General features: G+C 63.5%; 27 protein-coding genes, 1 tRNA gene and 2 pseudogenes. 14 read left to right on the top strand and 16 right to left on the bottom strand.

Annotation, left to right across the window (positions count from 1 at the left end; translation table 11 throughout):
• Positions 1-29: 29 nt before the first annotated feature.
• Entirely contained in the window at positions 30-899 is an 870-nt protein-coding gene (locus MESCI2_RS0102240; protein WP_027035125.1) for an NmrA/HSCARG family protein, read from the top strand.
• Between the two features lie 103 nt (positions 900-1002).
• Here MESCI2_RS0102240 and MESCI2_RS0102235 read toward each other — a convergent pair whose 3' ends face one another.
• Positions 1003-1320, bottom strand: coding sequence for a hypothetical protein (locus MESCI2_RS0102235; protein ID WP_027035124.1), 318 nt, complete (start codon positions 1318-1320; stop codon positions 1003-1005).
• Between the two features lie 281 nt (positions 1321-1601).
• On the opposite strand from MESCI2_RS0102235, the gene MESCI2_RS0102230 reads away from it, so the two are divergent.
• Positions 1602-1844: a hypothetical protein gene (locus MESCI2_RS0102230; RefSeq protein WP_027035123.1), complete on the top strand. Its 243-nt coding sequence runs from the start codon at positions 1602-1604 to the stop codon at positions 1842-1844.
• Between the two features lie 89 nt (positions 1845-1933).
• On the opposite strand, the gene MESCI2_RS0102225 is transcribed toward MESCI2_RS0102230, so the two are convergent.
• The 5 genes from MESCI2_RS0102225 to MESCI2_RS0102200 form a co-directional block, all read right to left on the bottom strand.
• Positions 1934-2140: a hypothetical protein gene (locus MESCI2_RS0102225; RefSeq protein WP_013530768.1), complete on the bottom strand. Its 207-nt coding sequence runs from the start codon at positions 2138-2140 to the stop codon at positions 1934-1936.
• A gap of 196 nt (positions 2141-2336) precedes the next feature.
• A complete protein-coding gene (locus tag MESCI2_RS1000000136455) occupies positions 2337-2522 on the bottom strand; it encodes a hypothetical protein (protein ID WP_081738570.1) in 186 nt (61 codons plus the stop codon).
• A gap of 314 nt (positions 2523-2836) precedes the next feature.
• A tRNA-Gln gene (locus MESCI2_RS0102210) sits at positions 2837-2910 on the bottom strand.
• 84 nt (positions 2911-2994) lie between these two features.
• Positions 2995-3288: a hypothetical protein gene (locus MESCI2_RS0102205; protein WP_027035121.1), complete on the bottom strand. Its 294-nt coding sequence runs from the start codon at positions 3286-3288 to the stop codon at positions 2995-2997.
• A gap of 381 nt (positions 3289-3669) precedes the next feature.
• On the bottom strand, positions 3670-4152 hold the full coding sequence (locus MESCI2_RS0102200; RefSeq protein WP_027035120.1) for a pyridoxamine 5'-phosphate oxidase family protein: 483 nt from the start codon (positions 4150-4152) through the stop codon (positions 3670-3672).
• A gap of 186 nt (positions 4153-4338) precedes the next feature.
• On the opposite strand from MESCI2_RS0102200, the gene MESCI2_RS0102195 reads away from it, so the two are divergent.
• Together MESCI2_RS0102195 and MESCI2_RS0102190 are read left to right on the top strand one after the other, a co-directional pair.
• Positions 4339-5394 (top strand): PAS domain S-box protein, encoded by a 1056-nt coding sequence (locus tag MESCI2_RS0102195; RefSeq protein ID WP_027035119.1) that lies wholly within the window; start codon positions 4339-4341, stop codon positions 5392-5394.
• 137 nt (positions 5395-5531) lie between these two features.
• The gene (locus MESCI2_RS0102190; protein WP_027035118.1) at positions 5532-6080 is read left to right on the top strand and encodes an MgtC/SapB family protein; all 549 of its coding nucleotides are present in this window, start codon (positions 5532-5534) and stop codon (positions 6078-6080) included.
• Here the strand turns inward: MESCI2_RS0102190 and MESCI2_RS01000000134105 are convergent.
• Positions 6060-6998 carry an alpha/beta fold hydrolase gene (locus tag MESCI2_RS01000000134105; RefSeq protein ID WP_197031500.1) on the bottom strand — a complete coding sequence of 313 codons (939 nt, stop codon included), beginning with the start codon at positions 6996-6998 and terminating at the stop codon, positions 6060-6062. The two genes, MESCI2_RS0102190 and MESCI2_RS01000000134105, sit on opposite strands and share 21 nt — an antisense overlap.
• A gap of 145 nt (positions 6999-7143) precedes the next feature.
• On the opposite strand from MESCI2_RS01000000134105, the gene MESCI2_RS0102180 reads away from it, so the two are divergent.
• Complete coding sequence (locus tag MESCI2_RS0102180; protein ID WP_027035117.1) at positions 7144-7446, top strand: hypothetical protein; 303 nt, start codon at positions 7144-7146, stop codon at positions 7444-7446.
• 90 nt (positions 7447-7536) lie between these two features.
• On the top strand, positions 7537-7671 hold the full coding sequence (locus tag MESCI2_RS1000000139130) for a hypothetical protein (protein WP_255337188.1): 135 nt from the start codon (positions 7537-7539) through the stop codon (positions 7669-7671).
• Positions 7672-7720: 49 nt separating this feature from the next.
• Here MESCI2_RS1000000139130 and MESCI2_RS0102170 read toward each other — a convergent pair whose 3' ends face one another.
• From MESCI2_RS0102170 to MESCI2_RS0102145, 5 genes are all read right to left on the bottom strand, one after another.
• Positions 7721-7966, bottom strand: coding sequence for a DUF982 domain-containing protein (locus tag MESCI2_RS0102170; protein ID WP_027035116.1), 246 nt, complete (start codon positions 7964-7966; stop codon positions 7721-7723).
• 14 nt (positions 7967-7980) lie between these two features.
• Entirely contained in the window at positions 7981-8217 is a 237-nt protein-coding gene (locus MESCI2_RS0102165) for a DUF982 domain-containing protein (RefSeq protein ID WP_027035115.1), read from the bottom strand.
• A 94-nt stretch (positions 8218-8311) separates the two neighbouring features.
• A complete protein-coding gene (locus MESCI2_RS0102160; protein ID WP_027035114.1) occupies positions 8312-8755 on the bottom strand; it encodes a GFA family protein in 444 nt (147 codons plus the stop codon).
• Positions 8756-8926: 171 nt separating this feature from the next.
• Positions 8927-9106, bottom strand: a complete 180-nt coding sequence (locus MESCI2_RS0102155; protein ID WP_024501602.1) for a DUF3606 domain-containing protein — start codon at positions 9104-9106, stop codon at positions 8927-8929.
• 492 nt (positions 9107-9598) lie between these two features.
• Positions 9599-9790, bottom strand: coding sequence for a hypothetical protein (locus MESCI2_RS0102145; RefSeq protein ID WP_027035112.1), 192 nt, complete (start codon positions 9788-9790; stop codon positions 9599-9601).
• A 194-nt stretch (positions 9791-9984) separates the two neighbouring features.
• On the opposite strand from MESCI2_RS0102145, the gene MESCI2_RS0102140 reads away from it, so the two are divergent.
• The gene (locus MESCI2_RS0102140; RefSeq protein ID WP_027035111.1) at positions 9985-10413 is read left to right on the top strand and encodes a DoxX family protein; all 429 of its coding nucleotides are present in this window, start codon (positions 9985-9987) and stop codon (positions 10411-10413) included.
• 49 nt (positions 10414-10462) lie between these two features.
• Here MESCI2_RS0102140 and MESCI2_RS0102135 read toward each other — a convergent pair whose 3' ends face one another.
• The 3 genes from MESCI2_RS0102135 to MESCI2_RS1000000136445 form a co-directional block, all read right to left on the bottom strand.
• On the bottom strand, positions 10463-10768 hold the full coding sequence (locus MESCI2_RS0102135; protein ID WP_023813813.1) for a hypothetical protein: 306 nt from the start codon (positions 10766-10768) through the stop codon (positions 10463-10465).
• Between the two features lie 73 nt (positions 10769-10841).
• Complete coding sequence (locus tag MESCI2_RS0102130) at positions 10842-11111, bottom strand: hypothetical protein (RefSeq protein WP_027035110.1); 270 nt, start codon at positions 11109-11111, stop codon at positions 10842-10844.
• A gap of 301 nt (positions 11112-11412) precedes the next feature.
• Positions 11413-11736: a hypothetical protein gene (locus MESCI2_RS1000000136445; protein ID WP_245270193.1), complete on the bottom strand. Its 324-nt coding sequence runs from the start codon at positions 11734-11736 to the stop codon at positions 11413-11415.
• A 179-nt stretch (positions 11737-11915) separates the two neighbouring features.
• On the opposite strand from MESCI2_RS1000000136445, the gene MESCI2_RS01000000134095 reads away from it, so the two are divergent.
• Positions 11916-12146, top strand: a complete 231-nt coding sequence (locus MESCI2_RS01000000134095) for a hypothetical protein (RefSeq protein ID WP_032900288.1) — start codon at positions 11916-11918, stop codon at positions 12144-12146.
• A 67-nt stretch (positions 12147-12213) separates the two neighbouring features.
• Here MESCI2_RS01000000134095 and MESCI2_RS0102115 read toward each other — a convergent pair whose 3' ends face one another.
• Complete coding sequence (locus tag MESCI2_RS0102115; RefSeq protein WP_027035109.1) at positions 12214-13029, bottom strand: class I SAM-dependent methyltransferase; 816 nt, start codon at positions 13027-13029, stop codon at positions 12214-12216.
• Positions 13030-13106: 77 nt separating this feature from the next.
• Between MESCI2_RS0102115 and MESCI2_RS0102110 the strand changes: the two genes are divergently transcribed.
• The 6 genes and pseudogenes from MESCI2_RS0102110 (at position 13107) to MESCI2_RS0102090 (ending at position 16169) form a co-directional block, all read left to right on the top strand.
• Positions 13107-13541 (top strand): hypothetical protein, encoded by a 435-nt coding sequence (locus MESCI2_RS0102110; RefSeq protein ID WP_027035108.1) that lies wholly within the window; start codon positions 13107-13109, stop codon positions 13539-13541.
• Positions 13534-13956 carry a hypothetical protein gene (locus MESCI2_RS1000000136435; protein ID WP_245270191.1) on the top strand — a complete coding sequence of 141 codons (423 nt, stop codon included), beginning with the start codon at positions 13534-13536 and terminating at the stop codon, positions 13954-13956. Before MESCI2_RS0102110 ends, MESCI2_RS1000000136435 begins: the two co-directional genes overlap by 8 nt.
• Positions 13877-14536 (top strand): annotated as a pseudogene (locus MESCI2_RS0102100) (terminase large subunit domain-containing protein); the annotation flags it as partial. The gene MESCI2_RS1000000136435 and the pseudogene MESCI2_RS0102100, both read left to right, overlap by 80 nt.
• A gap of 314 nt (positions 14537-14850) precedes the next feature.
• Positions 14851-15441 (top strand): annotated as a pseudogene (locus MESCI2_RS1000000139255) (terminase large subunit domain-containing protein); the annotation flags it as partial.
• Between the two features lie 15 nt (positions 15442-15456).
• A complete protein-coding gene (locus MESCI2_RS1000000139250) occupies positions 15457-15954 on the top strand; it encodes a hypothetical protein (RefSeq protein ID WP_430981654.1) in 498 nt (165 codons plus the stop codon).
• Entirely contained in the window at positions 15951-16169 is a 219-nt protein-coding gene (locus MESCI2_RS0102090) for a hypothetical protein (protein WP_027035106.1), read from the top strand. The genes MESCI2_RS1000000139250 and MESCI2_RS0102090 overlap by 4 nt, the downstream gene beginning before the upstream one ends.

Raw genomic sequence — 16169 nt, 5'->3', positions numbered from 1 at the left:
CTGTCAAGCAACCCAACAGGAGAAATTCCATGACCATCCTCGTTACCGGCGCCACAGGCAATGTCGGCCGCCAAGTCGTCGAGCACCTCGTCAAGCGCGGCGCCGATGTCCGTGCTCTCGTCCGCGACCCGTCGAAAGCCAGCTTCCCGGCGGGCGTATCGGTCGCGAAAGGCGACTTTCTCGATGTCGATTCGCTGCGCAAAGCCATGTCCGGTGTTTCCACCCTGTTCCTCTTGAACGCGGTGGTGGCGGACGAATTCACCCAGGCTTTGGTCGCGCTCAACGTCGCCCGATCGGCGGGCATCGAGCGGATTGTCTATCTCTCGGTGATCCACGCCGACGTCTATGTGAACGTGCCGCATTTCGCCGGCAAGTTCGGCGTCGAGCGAATGATCGAGCAGATGGGCTTCCAGGCTACGATCCTGCGCCCGGCCTATTTCATCCAGAACGACCTGATGATCGAAGACGTGATCACCGGCTACGGCACCTACACGATGCCGATCGGCGCCAAGGGTCTCGCCATGATCGACGTGCGTGACATCGCGGAGATCGCCGCTCTCGAGTTGCTGCGTCGCGAACGGTCCGCGGAGCCGCTTGCGCTGGAGCGGATCAACCTCGTCGGTCCGCAGACACTGACGGGAACGGATATCGCGGGCATCTGGTCTGACGTGCTCGCCCGCCCGATCAGCTACGGCGGCGACAACACTGAAGGTTTCGAGCAGAATCTCAAGCAGTTCCTGCCTGCCTGGATGGCGTACGACATGCGCTTGATGGGCGAACGGTTCCTGACCGACGGCATGCTGCCCGAGGCCGGCGACGTCGAGCGGCTGACCGCGCTTCTGGGCCGCCCGCTGCGTTCCTACCGCGACTTCGCCTCACAAGTCGCCGGTTCCGCCTGACGGAACGGCTCCGGTCATCACCAGGGTACAGAAACAGCAGGGCGGCCTTTTGAGGAGGCCCCCTGACCGGCACGGAACAAATGCGGGTTCAACCGGAACTGCCCTACTGCAGGGTGGCCGGACCAGGCCTGTCGCGTTGGGTGATGACGTGCTCGCCATCATCACCACCGAGGCCATCCACGAACAGACCAGCCACGCCATCGAAATTGGTGAGCCCGTCGAATTCAATTGCGGCGCCAATCAGCTGGGCTGCCTGGAAGACAAGGTATTCGACGTCCTCGAGGGCGACGTTTTCGGCCAGATTCCTGACCCTTACATGCTCCGCCACCGCCGTGATACTGACGATGCCGGTCTTCCTGAAGGCGATCTGGACCGCTGAACGGATGTCTTCGCGCAGTCGCGCCGAGTAATCATACCGCATCGAAACCTCCCAAAGGGAACGGTTTTCTGTTCAGGTTGCACAATGCGGCAGGGGGATCGCCCTGGCAAGTCACTAATTAAATAATATTCAAACAAATCAAATAGTTAGAATAGTTATGCAAGTGTGTTCCTTACGCCGAATACGCATAAGGCTCATCCTGAGCATGACAAGCAGTTCACCCATCGCGAGGTCTTGACGCGCTAGGAGCGGTTTCCTAATTATGAGTTGAGTAAGTTGAATACTCATTCTACGTATTCGTGGTGCTGAGCGAGGGAAGCGCGATGACTGAACTGGAACGCCCGGAACGGTTGCAGATCATGCTGACGTCAGAAGAACTGGCGGCGCTGGAAAACTGGCGCTTCGACAAGCGCATGCCGAGCCGTTCGGCCGCCGTGAGGGAATTGCTGCGGCGCGGTCTTGCCTCGGATGGCTTCCTGACGGCGGAGCAAGGGACGAAGTCGCAAGACTTCGGCATCCTGCCAACCGCCGGCGGCAACGGCATTTCCGACGGCGACAAGGAGTAGGGCGGTTCACTGAGCCGCCCTGGCCCGTAGGCCGTTCGGCAGTTGCCGCGACGCGGCGCCGGCTGGCGTACCGGGACGAGACTCTCGGTTCAGAGGATGTTGGTCGTCACTTCGACGACGATCGCGGCACCTTCCAGGCTGCCATTGGTGACGTGCACGACGCGCGATACCCGCAGATCCTGCGTGGTTCCGTCGATCGACAGCGCAACGCTTTCGCCGATCCGGGGAACCGCCTGGAAAACGGCGTCGGTGGCCTCCGGCCGGTTGTCGATCGATATGCGGCAGTTGACGGTCATGGAATGTCTCCTGTGTCGGCCCGGTGGTCAACGCAGGGTCCGCGAAATGGTTTCAGGAGCCGGATGCAACTTAACGGCGCCCGGATCCGTAAAGCAGTAATTGCTCCATTGTTCATCGTAACGGAGCAACAGCTCGCTGGGGAGGGCGTTGGGGCCGCCCCGGCGAGCTTGATCCGCTTTGCCCAGGGGCGCTGCGTCACCGAGATATGGAGACGAGTTTCGGCGCCCGCAATTCCCCGGCCATCCTTGCCGCCTGGAAAATTGTCATCAAAACCAGGATGGGCTCACCCTCGGTCGGGTTGATGGTCAGGACGACGCGGCCAAGCTCGTCGCTCATGCCGCAAGACCAATCCTTGACGGCGACCACTTTTCTCGCGGCCATATGCCTTCTCCTACGGGAGTTCCCTGCGGGCTACGCCGTCTGGAGTTGGTCGACAGAACCTTCGCCTGACATTGCAACCAGCCGAAATGCGGCAAATGCGGCCAATATTATGAAAACCGCCGTGACGTTCAGGGACATCGTCGACGCAAGGACGCCCCCGTCAAAGCAACTCAGTTCCATGGCGCTGTACCCCTTCAAGCCACTCACGGTCCGGATGATGATCCTGCTTGGGGCGAAATACAAGCGTTCGCTAATACGCTGATGCCGGCTGGCCAGCCCTGCGCGCAGCTTTTGACAGCCGAACGCTTGGTTGCTGGTTCCCGCTCAAGGGCTCGAACCTCGATTCACGCCTTCAAAGGGCGCTGTCCTACCATTAGACGAAGCGGGAAAATGCACGTTGCGTCCCACCCCTAGCCGGTTCGCGCGCCGGGATCAACGCACTGCGGCGGCAAAGCCGATTGGAGGCGCGGTGTCAGTCCGGAAAGTTGGTGACAGGTTCCTCGCAGCGGTAGACCGGGCAACTGCCGTCACGGGTCGGGACATAGGCCGACATCGGCACCTCCGGCCAGTCGCATTCGTTGCCGAACTGCCTGACATAGCGGTCATAGGTGTTGGGGCCTGTGGTCAGCACCACGGCATGGCGGCTTTGGAGCAGTTGCCGGAGTTGATCGCAACTCATCTTGCGGGTGTCGGGCCTGGCTTCGGCGAGGCCGGTCGCGGCCAGCAGGATCGCTGCCGTCATCAAGGCAATTCGGCGCATTGGCATGGCTGTTCCTCGAATGGATGTATCGGGCGAAACTCGCATCCCGACGGGTGGTTCCGCAACCGCCGGCTGGCCGTCTGTGGCGGCGCAACCAAATGGTCCGTCGCGCATTGCTGGGGATGGATGGCAGGAAGCCCTACGAAACCCCGCAATGGCGGCCCGGAAACGGGGATCGCGAGGCCATGTGCTGTTCTTTCTGCGGCGGGCGCGACCACAGCTATGAGGACTGTCCGCAAAGGGAGGCTTCGGCCGAGCCAGTGCCGAATGCCCCTGACCCTCCCAAGCCAGACTGATCCGCGCCGGTATGCCGCCGGCAATATGCGAAAATGCGACCCGCCGGCATTCGCACATCTGACTGATGTCGGGATTTTCAACGCCGTCCGGCTACATCCTGACCTTACCGGTGTCACCGATTTCCGGGCGGCTGTCGCTGACCGCTGCGGCCAGCATCTTCACGTAGCTGACCACGGTGCCGGGGCTGTCCCAATACTGGGCGTCTTTCGGCGTCACCTTAAGCACGCGGATCGAAGGATCATCGGCGCTGTCCCACCAGGCCTTGGCCGGGGTCGACCACAACTCCCTGATCTTGGCGCGGTCGTTCGAAACCGCCGCCAGACCGCTGACGGAAACATATTTCTGGCCGCCTGAATCGGCGAAGGCGAGACCGACATTGGGCTCGGCTTCGATCTCGTCATCCTTGTGACTGTCGACATCGGTGAGGAAGTAGATGGCGTTTTCGTCGCGCACTACATGCGCCGCCATCGGTCGCGAGCGGATGTCATCGCCTTCGCGAGTGGCGAGCATACAGAAACCGATCCTGTCCATCAGTTTCCAGACCCGGTCGAGATCGCTGTTGCCGTCGCTCATTGTGTGCCTCCTTATTGAGCCGTCCATGGGGGTGTCGGGTGCAACTCGCGCAGGCGCGCAAGGTTCCGGACATGAACTGCCCGGACTGTTCCCGGGAGGAATGTTGGAGGCGATTGCAACCAAAACGCACCGCGGCGCATTGGTGGCCATGCGCGCAATCCGCGCATGAGGGAGAAGGGGACGACAGTGACAGATTTGGCGGGCCGTGATGCCTTGATCGCCATCACCGCCGATGCGCGGTTGGCGGCGATTGTCGATTCATCCTTCGACGCCATCGTCAGCAAGGATCTGAACAGCATCATCACCAGTTGGAACGCGGCGGCGCAACGCATGTTCGGCTACACCGCCGAAGAGGCCGTCGGCCGGTCCGTGCTCATGCTCATCCCCGATCATCTCAAGGATGAAGAGACCGACATCATCAGCCGGATTCGCAAGGGCGAACTCCTGGCCAGCTATGAGACGATCCGCCGGCACAAGGATGGCGGCCTCATCGCCGTGTCGCTGACCATTTCGCCGATCAGGAACGCGTCCGGCGAGATCATCGGCGCCTCGAAGATCGCCCGCGACATCACCGCCAGCAAGGAGAGCGAGCGCCGGATCAGGCTTTTGCTCCGCGAGGTGAACCATCGCGTCAAGAACCAGTTCGCGGTGATCCTCTCGATGATCCGGGAGACCAGCAAACGCTCGACCGATCCGCGTGAATTCGAGGAGTTGATCCGTTCCCGCATCATGGCGCTGTCGCGGTCGCACGATCTGCTGGTGAACTCGGAATGGGCCGGCGCCAGCCTCTTCGACCTCGCCCAGGAGCAGCTCAAGCCGTTCGGTCACGAGGCGCGGGTATCGCTGTCGGGACCGCTTTTGACCTTGCAGCCGAATGCCGTGCAAAATCTCGGCATGGCGTTTCATGAGCTCGGCACCAACTCTTCCAAATATGGCGCGCTGGCGAGCGAGGCCGGGCGGCTGGAGATCACCTGGCGGATCGTCGAAGGCGCTTCGGACAAGCTGGAAATCCATCTGCTCTGGGACGAGACGATGCCGGTGCGTGAGGGAGAGCGTCGGGACGAAAGCACGCGCAAGGGTTTCGGCACCGTCGTCCTGCAACGGGTCGCGCCGCAATCGCTGAACGGCCTGGCGGTGCTGGATCGCAGCCCGGGCCATCTCAGCTGGTCGCTGACGGCGCCGCTGGATTCGATCATCGTTCCGCAGTTGGGCGCCGACCTGCCTGAAACCGAAACGTCCTGAGCCCTTGAGGGTCGTTCCATCAACACCCCGACAGATGCGATTTCAAAAACGGCCGCATCCTTGCCGCATCCGGCGACGGATTCAGGAACCGTGACCCGGCGGCCGCGTTGTGGCGTCAAGCTTTCGGAGGGGACATCATGGAACAGCTCGTCGAGGAATTCGGCCATCCCACCTACACCTCGTTTCCGGTCATCGCGGCAAGGCTGTTGCTGGCGACGCTCTACGGCGCGGTCATCGGTTTCGAACGCGAATGGCGCAATCGCCCGGCCGGACTTCGCACGCATATCCTCGTCTGCGTCGCCGCCGCCACCTTCGGCATCCTGACGGTCGAGATCGTGCACGCGCCGATGTTCGCGGGGGAATCGGTCAAGGTCGATCCGATCCGGGTGGTCGAGGCGGTGACCGCCGGCGTCGCTTTCCTCGCCGCCGGCTCGATCATGTTTTCGCGCGGCGAGGTGCATGGGCTGACGACCGGCGCCGGCATGTGGCTGGCGGGCGCGATCGGCGTCGCCTGCGGACTGGGTCTTTGGCAAGTGGCCGGGTTCGGCACGCTGATCGTGCTGATCGTTGCCGGCTTTCTGCGCCGGTTCGAAAGCGGACCCGGCCTTGCCGCCGGTGATGAAGGCAGTCAGGCAAAGGCGGAGAAGGAGGGGGCCTCGGCCCGATCAAAGGGAGGGCGAAGGTAATCCCGTTCGCCGAGAGATGCCGTGACTGGTTTCACCGAAGAAGCCGGCCAGCAGATCGGCCGTCCGCGCCGGATTCTCCTCGGGAAAGAAGTGTCCGCCTGGCATCGCCTGGCCCCACACATCGTCGGCCCAGCCGCGCCACAGCGCCTGCGGCCCGCCTTCGCCGGCATACCATTGCGCCAACGCGCCCTGACCGCTCCATAGCGCCAGCAGCGGGCAGCGAATGCGCCGGCCGGCTGCCTTGTCGGCATGGTCGTGCTCGCGATCGAGCGTGGCTGCCGCCCGATATTCCTCGCAGATGGCATGGGCGTGGGCAGGCGCGCGCAAGGCCTCGACATAGGCCTGACGCACTTCGGCTGGAAACGCCGATGACGACGAGCCCCAGCCGTCGAGCGCATTGTCGACGATCGCCTCGGCGGCGCCGGACAGGATCTTTTCCGGCAACGGCTCGGGCTGCGCCAGCAGCGACCATGGCCAATAACCCAGCGCCAGCCTGGCGTCGGCCCGGTCCCAGGCATCGGCGGTCGGCACGATGTCGAGAACGGCGAGCTTGTCGATGCTGCCCCGATGATCGAGCGCCATGCGGTAGGCGACACGCCCTCCGCGATCATGGCCGGCGACCATGAAGCTGCTGAACCCCAGCTTCTCCATCAGCCTCGTCATATCGGCGGCCATGGCACGCTTGGCATAAGGTGCGTGGTCCGGAATGGATGCCGGACAGGAACTGCGGCCATAGCCGCGCAGGTCAGCACAGACGACGCTGAACCGGCTGGCCAGGGCGGGCGCGATGTCGCGCCACATCAGGTGCGTCTGCGGAAAGCCGTGCAGCAACAGCAATGGCGGCCCGCCGCCGGCACGCAGGCAGAATATGTTGGCATCGCCGGTGTCGATTTCAGCGTCTTGAAAACCGTCGAACATCACCGCCTCCGGCACGCGCAACGGCCGGCAAACGGATTTGGTTGCAATGCCGCCCGGCGAGGCGGCCAACCTTTTTCGCCGACAGGCGTTGTCCTGTGAAGGGAAGGTCGCCGCGGGCGACCGTGAAAGAAAGAAGGAGGCAGTGATGAGAATTCTCGCCATCATGCCAATCGGCCTTATGCTGGCGCTAGCAGTGCCGGCCGCGGCCCAGCAGCAGAACGAGGCGCCGCAGGCCGACAAATGCAGGGCCCAGACCGAGCAAGGGGCAAAACAGCAGCCTGGACAGCAGGCCGATGGCGGCAATTTGACCGCGAAGCTCAACGACTGCGGCGGCGTGCTGAAACCGCCCCCGACGGGCGACCAGGGCATGGCGGCGCCGGCCCCCGACGAAGGCAAGACGCCGGTGATCAAGCCGGGTGAAGTGCCGCCCCAGCCGCCGAAGCAATAAACGCCGCTGGCTGGTATTATCGCGCAAGCTAATGGAACCTCGTTATCTCAGGAGCGTTTCTCTCACAACTTGGAATTCGGAGAGATTATCGTGAGAGATATTGCGACCACGGCCACGTTGCTTGCCTCGATAGCCATCGTGATTGCCTTGATTCTTCTGGCGCCGAAGAGTTTTGGCTTCGAAACCTCTCAGCCGATTGTCCAGGGCGAGCTTCCAACGAAATGACAAAGCAGGCGAGGCACGATGCCCCGCCTGCTTCTTTTTATGGAAACCGCTATCGCACCAAGACGCCGGCGTGGCTGCAGAGCGCTGCGAAGGCTTCCTGCGCCTCGGCGGCGCCTGTCTTGGTTTCCAATGCGGCTTCGACTTTCTCGCGCGCCGCCTGGTAGAACGGGCCGCGCTTGGCCTGCGGCCAGTCGATCAGGATTTCGCTGGCATCCTTGAGCGTGGCGACGTCGCGGATCGTGTCCGACCCGTGCGGCTTGATCCGCATCGGCGTGGGCAGGATGAGCTCGGACATGTCCTGTTTTCCAATTACTGCAGGAGTTTTGCTTCGCGCGCGGCGTCGATCACCGCCCGCATCGCTTTTTCCGGCGGCGTCCAGCCATCCAGCGCATCGCGGCAGCTGCGCAACGCTGCCCGGTAGCGCCGTCCCTGGCCAGCCGGCCAGTCGCCGAGGCATTCCAGACCTTCCCAGGCGCTGCGGATGATGCGCTCGCGCTCAGGCGCGAATTTCAGCCTGATGGGGCGGGGAAACATCTTGTCGTTCAACGGTCGTCTCCATGATTGCCGCAAGTCGCCGGGCGACATGCGTGAGAGGCATCCGGTAACGTCGGCAACAGGGCAGGGTTCCCTTCCGCAGAGATCAAATCTCGGCGTCGATGTCCGACAGCGATCTCGGTGTCGGCGCTTCGGCGTTGTGCGCCGTTGGGCGGTCGTGCTCGAACTGTTCGGCGCCGGGCAAAGCGTGCAGCCAGGTCTCGCGCCTGGAGGTCCACAATTCATATTCGGGCACGAGATCGGTCGGCGCGATGTCGAGGCTGCCGATCGCCACCTCGGCTTCGTTGTCGTCGACCCAGGCGACGCGGCCGCCGCATGTCGGGCAAAAGCTGCGCGTGCCATAGGAGCTGACGAGGCCGGTGGTCTCGAAAGCCTCGCGCGGCCAGATGGCAAAGGCCGAATAGACCGAACCGCCGGCCTTGCGGCAATCTTTGCAATGACACAGGCCGACGCGCAACGGCGCGCCGTGAACCTCGAACTGCACGCCGCCGCACAGGCAACTGCCGGTCCTGCGTATGGTGTCGGACATGACGCCCTCCCTCAATACGTGGCGCTGCGGGCCGGGTGGGACAGATGCTCGTCTGCCGTTTCGTTGGCCAGGATGAGAAACCGGGAAAAAGACATCCTGTTCACCGTACCACCAGGCCCGGTTGACACGGCCCGCAGCATCTTCAACGCCGCCCAGGCGAAATGGTTTCGGCTAGCCGCGGGCCGCCATATGGGCGTCGAGCTTCTTGCGCGAGGGTCCGTAGCGCTTGATGATGGTCTGTGCCTCGCTTGGCGGAATGCCGTATTTGCGGGCAAAGGCTGCAACCTCGTAGGGCTCTTCGCTCGAAACCAGCTTGCGGTCCTGTTTCGTCTTCGACTTGTCGTCAGCCATCTCAGGCCTCGCTTTCTGTTGTCGGGGAAACGCGCAACCTTCGGCGCCCGCGATCAACACGACATAACACAGATCGGCGCCGCCGGTTCCACCCGGCGACATGTCCAGGCCGCAACCGGCCTGTATCAGGCCGATGGCCGCATCGGGTCGGCGTCGGCAGCGTGGTCGCCGTCACATTCGGAGCATGCCGCGCTGAGGCCGGGGCAGCCGCGCCGGTGGGTGCCGGCAGGGCAGCAATGGCCGTTGGAACTCGTCCAGCGCGGGCATTGGAAGACCTGGCCAGCGCCGCCGCAGCCGCTGCATTCCAGCGTCGCCGACCCCACGCCACGCGATATCGCCCCAAACCTGACGCTTGTTCGCAAATTTCAGCCCACCCAAAATCGCTGCACCGGCACACCGCTGCATTAGCCCCGGCTAACAATATCACGTCCGTGATTACCAACAAGTTTCAATCGCGCGAGGCGCGGGAAAGCCGTTCGGGCCGGCGCGTCGTCAGGCCGGCTTCAGCCGCATCGCGGCGAGATACATGAGCCCCGAGGCGGCCTGCCCGCGGTCCCAGCCGGCGGCCTCGACCTTGCGGAGCAGGGCGTCGAGATGCGGAGCCAGCATATCCCTGCATTGCTGTTCGTAGGCGGTGCTCATCGCTGGATGCCGCGGTGCGCCGATGGTCAATGCCTTGGCCATGTCCGTTTCCCCCTTTGAGCGAGCAACACTATACCGTCAGCCGGCAAGCCGAAAATCGTTCGGTGGGTGCGAGGCTTCGAGGCCTGCTTCGACCCGCGGCAAGCGCCCTGTCGATAAAAATTGGCCTGGCGTGTCGGAGCTGGCGCCCGTCGCGCGTCCTAGGAGCGAGCAACCTGCGAAGCTGGAGAACGAGCATGTCGTCGCAAATCATTCAATCGCCGTGGCAGACCGCGGCCCTTCTCATCGCCCGGCTGATCTTCGCCGGCGTCTTCCTGATGGCCGTGACCTTCAAATTCATGGGCATGGCGGCCACCGCCGGCTATATCGCCGCTGCCGGCTTTCCGTTTCCGCTGTTCCTGGCCTGGTGCGCGGCGATCCTGGAAGTCGCGCTGGTGCTGTGCTTCCTGACCGGCGCCTTCTTCTCGCAGGCAGCCCTGGTCGCCGCCGCCTATGTGCTGTTCCTCGCTTTTGCCTTTCACGGACCCAGCCACTGGGCCGGCAACCAGGCCGAATTCGGCTTCTTCGTCGACCATTTTTCGTTCCTGGCCGGACTGCTGTTTGCGGCCGTACATGGACCGGGCAAGGTGCTTTCGCTCAATTCGGGATGGCCGGGCAGGGCTTGAGGCGAGGACAGCGGGCCACCGCGGACGCACGCCGGCCCGCCGGCACCGCTCACAGCTGGTCGTTGTAGGGTTCCTTTATCTTGCCGACCATGCGGGCCAGCTTCGAAAAGGACGGCATCTCCGCCTCCGGCTGGCACTGGTTGGCGAGTTCCAGCAGCCGGATCGGGAAGTTGACGGCGTCGCGGCTGGACGCGGACATGCCTTCGGACCGCTCCTGGTTGGTTTCGCCGGCCTCGGTCTTGCGCAAGGCCAGGTCGATCTCCTCCGCCGTCAGCACCCCCTTTTGAACCAGGAGGCGGTTGATCGAGGCGACGGCCATCAACAGGCCTTCGAGTTGCAGGTTGGCGACATTCATGGCGATTGCTCCCGTGGCTGGGGTTGAAACGCGCGAGCGGCATTTCCGCTCCAGAAAGGCTGCGGGCGAACGCCTATTCCTGCGTCAGCCGTTCGCCATATTCGCGCCACAGCGCCTTGACCTCCAGGTTGCCGAGGCTGCCGATCGAAACATCCCCACAGCTGATGGCGACGGCGCCGATGTCGTATTGGGGGTAGGCGTTGGCGACGAAACGGATGGCTTCGCCCAGCGAACGCACGCGGATGACCGGATCGGCCTGACCTTGGCCGGTGCTGCGCACCCCGGAAACCGTGGCCGGTGCATGCCGCATCCTGTACACGGATGCCATGGCTGGTCTGTCCATCGTCCTCTCCCACAAGGCCGTGCGACGGGAATCATTCCATGAGCTTCGACGAATGATTTCACACCTGCCGGCTTATGACCAGCGGCCGGCAAAAGCAGGGTTTTACGCAGCTGCCAGCGTCGCTCCGAGTGGGAGTTCCGACCGGTCTAGGAATTTTTTCTCAAAAAACGGTTGACGGGGTGAGTGCAGCTATGCTACATTTTTGTCCATGGTGCTGAGTTGCGCCAATGACCCGCCGCCGAGGCGGGTTTTTTTGTTTCTGGCTTTTGTGCTGCCGTATTTTGCGAGACGTTTCTCGTCGTCAGTCGAAGGTTGAAATTGGCATTCGCTTGACGACCCGAAAGGTCGGCTCCTTGGACGACAAAACGTCTAGGCATGTCCAGCCGGTCACGAAGCGATAATGTGTTGCCGGGTGCTGCGTGAACTTCCACGTCTCGGACTGCATTGTCTCAAAGGTGGCGCCTTCGACCCGATAGGCGAAGTGATGGGGAATGTTACCTTCCCTGGGCGTGTTCTCGTGCTCGGTGCTCAGCGGCATTTCGTCGAGGATGCGGATGATCACCTGATTGGTGAACAGAACACGCAAGACATGGTGTTCGTCGCCGGGGATTATGAAGTCAGCCACGACCGCGTCATTTGTCCAGCGCAATTCGCGCAGGTCGCTTTGGACGCAATCTATCTCGGGGGTCACTCTGATCGGATGGTATCGAGGCAATCGGACTCGCCCTCTATCTTGGCCATCAGCCACCGCGACGCCGCCGCCTTTGATTGAACCAAATTACACCAGTCTTCAAGAGGCTCACGATGTACCGCTACGCCACGATCATCACCGACGATGACGGCCAGGAAATCGTCAGCGCCATCGGCGAATTCGAAGGCGCCGCACCGCAGCCACGCCTGGGGCGTGTCGAGCAGGTGGCACCCGGCGTAAAGATCGGCATGGTGCGGGCGGGTTCTACCGATTTAGGAATTTTTTCTCAGAAAACGGTTGACGGGTTGAGTGCAGCTATGCTACATTTTTGCCCATGGTGCTGAGTTGCGCCAACGACCCGCCGCCAGGCGGGTTTTTTGTTTCTGCCCTTCGTTACGCTCACGGCTCCGGTCAGGCAAGCTTCGAAACGATGACGGCCAGTGACGCCAATCTGCCTTCGCTCAGGCTGCGGATGTAGTTCTTGCGTCGCTGCACGAATTCGGTGCCGAGCACGATTTCATTGGCCTGCTGTTGCGCAGGCGAAGGAATGATGCCGGAACTGGCCCTTTGCATCGCCAGTTCGACATGTTCGCCGGTCTCGTCGATGATTTCGTCAATATGGAAGCCCGCGTCGGCGAACAGGGTCTTCAGGGTATCCCGGTCAACAAGGTGGCTGGCTTCCGGTGCAACCGCCCAGGGCAAGGGGTAATTCGGCTCGCCGGCTGCCAGCACGGCTTCGGTCCAGATCAGTTTGCCGCCCGGCTTCAGAACGCGAAAAGCCTGCCCGATGACGGCGGCCTTGTCGGCGATGTTCATGCCGACATAGAAGCAGATTGCGGCGTCGAATGTGTTGTCGGCAAAGGGCAGTTTCGCCGCGTCGGCTTCGTGGAAGCGAATCCTGTCGCCAAGGCCGATGAGCGTGGTCAGTCGGCCGGATGCCTCGACAAAGGCTGGTGTGAGGTCGACGCCGTCGACCTGGCAGCCATAGGTGGCGGCCAGGAAGCGCGCCGGGCCGCCAATGCCGCTGCCGATATCGAGGATCCGGTCGGTGGGCGAGGGGGCAAGACGAGCTCCATGGTCTCGCGTGGCGATGAGCTCGCGGCCGTGAAGCTGGTCGAACGGATAAAGCTGCGCGGCACTGATTTTATCGGATTTCGCATCGGGAATCGCGGCCAATATACGCTCGACGATGCCGTCGCTACCGTAATGCGTGGTGACGTTGCTCATGGCTGTCCTCCCTCGAACAGCCAGCTTCCCATCAATGGGTTGTCCCCGCAACACGCGCTGATTCAGGAGTGTGATTCATGACCCGCTACGCCACCATCATCACCGATGCTGACGGCCAGGAAATCGTCAGCGCCATTGGCCAGTTCGAGGGCGCCGCGCCGCAGCCACGCCTGGGGCGTGTCGAGCAGGTCGCACCCGGCGTAAAGATCGGCATGGTGCGGGACGAGGCCGGCGGGTTCGGGTTCCCGCAGGCCGGCATCGCCGGGCACCTTGTCGGTCTGGTCATGGCGCGTCTCAGGGCGCGGGCCGGTGTGGCAAGGCCTGCCCCGGCGGCAAAGCCTGCCCCGGCGGCGAAGCCTGCCGACGCGGCAAAGCCAAAGCGCATCCAGGGAGCCAAGAAGCGGACCAGGAAGAAATCCGCTCGTTCAAAGAAACCGGCCAGCCGGGCCGGATCGATGCCGAAGCCCGGCATTCCCGCTGCCAACGCCGTGGGTGGTGACGTCCATGACTGAAAAGACAGCCGCCAGGCCACGCCGCAAGCCGGCGAGACGCGGGCCCGCCGCCAAACCGGCCGCGACACAGAAGCCGCGCCGCAAGCGCGCCAGGAAAACACTGGGCGACGATTTCCTGGCCGCCGTGCGCGCCGATTTCCGCACACATGGCGCCGGCGTCATCGCCGAGGTGCGGGCCGACAAGCCGGATCAGTATCTCAAGATCGTGCTGTCGGTGCTGCCCAAGGATTTCGATGCCACGATCAACCAAATGGACGGCCTGAGCGATGACGAAATCCGCAGCCGCATCCGCGCCCTCGAGACGATCATCAAGCCGTTCCTCGAAGAGCCCGGCGATGTCCGTGAAGACGGAATATCTGGCGCTGATGGCCGAACTGGACAGACGGCGCCGGACCAATCAATTGGCGGCCTATAGACCGTATCAACGCCAAGCCGAGTTTCACGCAGCGGGCGCCCAGAACCGCGAGCGCCTGTTCATGGCCGGCAACCAGCTCGGCAAGACCAGGGCAGGGGGCGCCGAATGGGCCATGCACCTGACCGGTCGATATCCCCAGTGGTGGCAAGGCAAGGTGTTTGACTCTGCTGTCAGGCTGTGGGCGGCTGGCGTCACCGGCGAAGGCACGCGTGACAATCCGCAGCGCGTGCTGGTCGGTCCGCCGCAGCAGCAGGCGGCCTGGGGCACCGGAATGATCCCGGCCGACGCCATTGTGCAGACCTTCATGGGCCGCGGCGCACCGGGCGCGCTCGACAGCGTCGTGGTGCGCTGGGGTGGCGGTGGCGACGTGCAGGCCGATGAATCGGTGCTGTCGTTCAAGAGTTTCGAGAAGGGCCGCGAGAGATGGCAGGGCGAGACTTTACACGGCGTCTGGTTCGACGAGGAACCGCCGCTCGATATCTATTCCGAAGGCCTGACCCGCACCAACGCGACAGGCGGCATCACCATCGTGACGTTCACGCCGCTGCTGGGGATGTCGGATGTGGTGCTGTTGTTTCTGTCGGCGGAACAGGTGGAAGAGATCGGGAAGGATTGACGCGTCAGAACTTGGGTTCCTCGCCCCCGCCAGCGGCGGGGGAGAGGTGGGCGCGAAGCGACCGGAGAGGGGGCTTCGTAGGGCGCTGGCTCAACAAGATTGGATGCGCTTCACCTGGTTATGTCCGCGCCATCCCCCTCTCCGTCACGGCTTCGCCGCGACACCTCTCCCCCGTTTCACGGGGGCGAGGAACCTAGGCTTTCCAATGGCCTCGCGGTGGTTCCTGGTGCCAAGATTCTCTTCGAACAATGTCAGGCGGCAAAAGAATGTCCCGACACGTCACCTTCATGACCATCGACGATGCCGCGCACTACACGCCGCAGGAGCGCGCGGCGATCGTTGCCGCCTATCCGGCGCATGAGCGCGAGGCCCGCGCCCGCGGCATTCCGGTGCTGGGTTCGGGCCGCATCTTCCCGGTGGCCGAGGCGCTGATCGCCTGCGAGCCGTTCCGGCTGCCGCGCTACTGGCCAAGGCTCGGCGCGCTCGATTTCGGCTGGGACCATCCTTCGGCCGCGGTCGAGCTTGCCTGGGATACGGAGGCTGATGTCGTCTATGTCACCAAGGCTGCGCGGGCCTCGCAGCAGACGCCGGCGATGCAGACGCTGACGCTCAAACCCTGGGGCGAATGGCTGCCCTTCGCCTGGCCGCGCGACGGCCGCCGCGAGACGCTGGAAGGGGCGGGCGTGGCGCTTGCCCGGCAATATTCAGCGCACGGGCTGAACATGCTGACCCGCCACGCGCAATTCCCGGACGGTTCGGTCTCGGTCGAGGCCGGGCTGATGGAGATGCTCGACCGCATGCAATCCGGCCGCTTCAAGGTGTTTTCCACGCTGGCCGATTGGTTCGAGGAGTTTCGGCTTTTTCGCCGCTTCTACTGGGACGCTGTGCTCGGCGCCGAATTGCCCGATGGCGTCGACCATGCGGTGTTCGATTTCGCCGTCAACAGCGGGCCTGGCCGGGCAGCCAAATATTTGCAGGCGGCCGTCGGCGTTGCGCAGGACGGGCGGATCGGACCGGTCACCGTCGCGGCGGCCAAGGCAAAGCCGGCCGGTGTGACCATCGATGCGCTTTGCGATGCGCGGCTGGCGTTCCTCAAGCGGTTGCCGACATGGGCGACATTCGGGCGCGGCTGGTCGGATCGGGTCAGGTCGGTGCGGGTTCAGGCCCTGCTGATGTCGGCGCAGCGCCCGGCGGCACCGGTGACCGCGGCGCCGCCGCCCAGGGTCGAAACATTGCCCAATGGGGCGTCGTCGATCCAGCCCGTGCCGCCGGCGCCTGGCGGCAAGGCGGCTGCCGCGGCCGGCATCCTCGTTCTCCTGGCCGGAGCGCTCGCGGCTTTCCGGCATCAGGTCGTCGATTTTTTGGGGAGCCTGTTTCGATGAGATGGTTCAACACCAATGCGCTGCACAATCTTCTCAACACGCTGATCGCCATCATCTGCGGCGGCGCGCTCGCCGGCTTCGACTGGACGCTGCTCGGCGTGAGCGACCGCACCGCGCTTCAGATCAGCGGCGCCATTGCCCTTGCCAAGATCATCATCAACGCGGTGCGTGACGGGCCGCGCGGCATGGTCGCGCCGCCGGCCAAGGAGACATGA

It is taken from the genome of Mesorhizobium ciceri WSM4083, assembly GCF_000519305.1.
In the GTDB taxonomy this organism is placed as follows: Bacteria; Pseudomonadota; Alphaproteobacteria; order Rhizobiales; family Rhizobiaceae; genus Mesorhizobium; species Mesorhizobium ciceri_B.
This window is presented reverse-complemented; position numbering and strand designations above follow the sequence as displayed.

What these genes read in the sequence shown, in the direction of transcription:
- MESCI2_RS0102240 (WP_027035125.1), top strand. Translation starts at nt 30, where the DNA reads ATGACCATCCTCGTTACCGGCGCCACAGGCAATGTCGGCCGCCAAGTC.
- MESCI2_RS0102235 (WP_027035124.1), bottom strand. Translation starts at nt 1,320, where the DNA reads ATGCGGTATGATTACTCGGCGCGACTGCGCGAAGACATCCGTTCAGCG.
- MESCI2_RS0102230 (WP_027035123.1), top strand. Translation starts at nt 1,602, where the DNA reads ATGACTGAACTGGAACGCCCGGAACGGTTGCAGATCATGCTGACGTCA.
- MESCI2_RS0102225 (WP_013530768.1), bottom strand. Translation starts at nt 2,140, where the DNA reads ATGACCGTCAACTGCCGCATATCGATCGACAACCGGCCGGAGGCCACC.
- MESCI2_RS1000000136455 (WP_081738570.1), bottom strand. Translation starts at nt 2,522, where the DNA reads ATGGCCGCGAGAAAAGTGGTCGCCGTCAAGGATTGGTCTTGCGGCATG.
- MESCI2_RS0102205 (WP_027035121.1), bottom strand. Translation starts at nt 3,288, where the DNA reads ATGCCAATGCGCCGAATTGCCTTGATGACGGCAGCGATCCTGCTGGCC.
- MESCI2_RS0102200 (WP_027035120.1), bottom strand. Translation starts at nt 4,152, where the DNA reads ATGAGCGACGGCAACAGCGATCTCGACCGGGTCTGGAAACTGATGGAC.
- MESCI2_RS0102190 (WP_027035118.1), top strand. Translation starts at nt 5,532, where the DNA reads ATGGAACAGCTCGTCGAGGAATTCGGCCATCCCACCTACACCTCGTTT.
- MESCI2_RS01000000134105 (WP_197031500.1), bottom strand. Translation starts at nt 6,998, where the DNA reads ATGTTCGACGGTTTTCAAGACGCTGAAATCGACACCGGCGATGCCAAC.
- MESCI2_RS0102180 (WP_027035117.1), top strand. Translation starts at nt 7,144, where the DNA reads ATGAGAATTCTCGCCATCATGCCAATCGGCCTTATGCTGGCGCTAGCA.
- MESCI2_RS0102170 (WP_027035116.1), bottom strand. Translation starts at nt 7,966, where the DNA reads ATGTCCGAGCTCATCCTGCCCACGCCGATGCGGATCAAGCCGCACGGG.
- MESCI2_RS0102160 (WP_027035114.1), bottom strand. Translation starts at nt 8,755, where the DNA reads ATGTCCGACACCATACGCAGGACCGGCAGTTGCCTGTGCGGCGGCGTG.
- MESCI2_RS0102155 (WP_024501602.1), bottom strand. Translation starts at nt 9,106, where the DNA reads ATGGCTGACGACAAGTCGAAGACGAAACAGGACCGCAAGCTGGTTTCG.
- MESCI2_RS0102145 (WP_027035112.1), bottom strand. Translation starts at nt 9,790, where the DNA reads ATGGCCAAGGCATTGACCATCGGCGCACCGCGGCATCCAGCGATGAGC.
- MESCI2_RS0102140 (WP_027035111.1), top strand. Translation starts at nt 9,985, where the DNA reads ATGTCGTCGCAAATCATTCAATCGCCGTGGCAGACCGCGGCCCTTCTC.
- MESCI2_RS0102135 (WP_023813813.1), bottom strand. Translation starts at nt 10,768, where the DNA reads ATGAATGTCGCCAACCTGCAACTCGAAGGCCTGTTGATGGCCGTCGCC.
- MESCI2_RS0102130 (WP_027035110.1), bottom strand. Translation starts at nt 11,111, where the DNA reads ATGGACAGACCAGCCATGGCATCCGTGTACAGGATGCGGCATGCACCG.
- MESCI2_RS01000000134095 (WP_032900288.1), top strand. Translation starts at nt 11,916, where the DNA reads ATGTACCGCTACGCCACGATCATCACCGACGATGACGGCCAGGAAATC.
- MESCI2_RS0102115 (WP_027035109.1), bottom strand. Translation starts at nt 13,029, where the DNA reads ATGAGCAACGTCACCACGCATTACGGTAGCGACGGCATCGTCGAGCGT.
- MESCI2_RS0102110 (WP_027035108.1), top strand. Translation starts at nt 13,107, where the DNA reads ATGACCCGCTACGCCACCATCATCACCGATGCTGACGGCCAGGAAATC.
- MESCI2_RS1000000136435 (WP_245270191.1), top strand. Translation starts at nt 13,534, where the DNA reads ATGACTGAAAAGACAGCCGCCAGGCCACGCCGCAAGCCGGCGAGACGC.
- MESCI2_RS0102090 (WP_027035106.1), top strand. Translation starts at nt 15,951, where the DNA reads ATGAGATGGTTCAACACCAATGCGCTGCACAATCTTCTCAACACGCTG.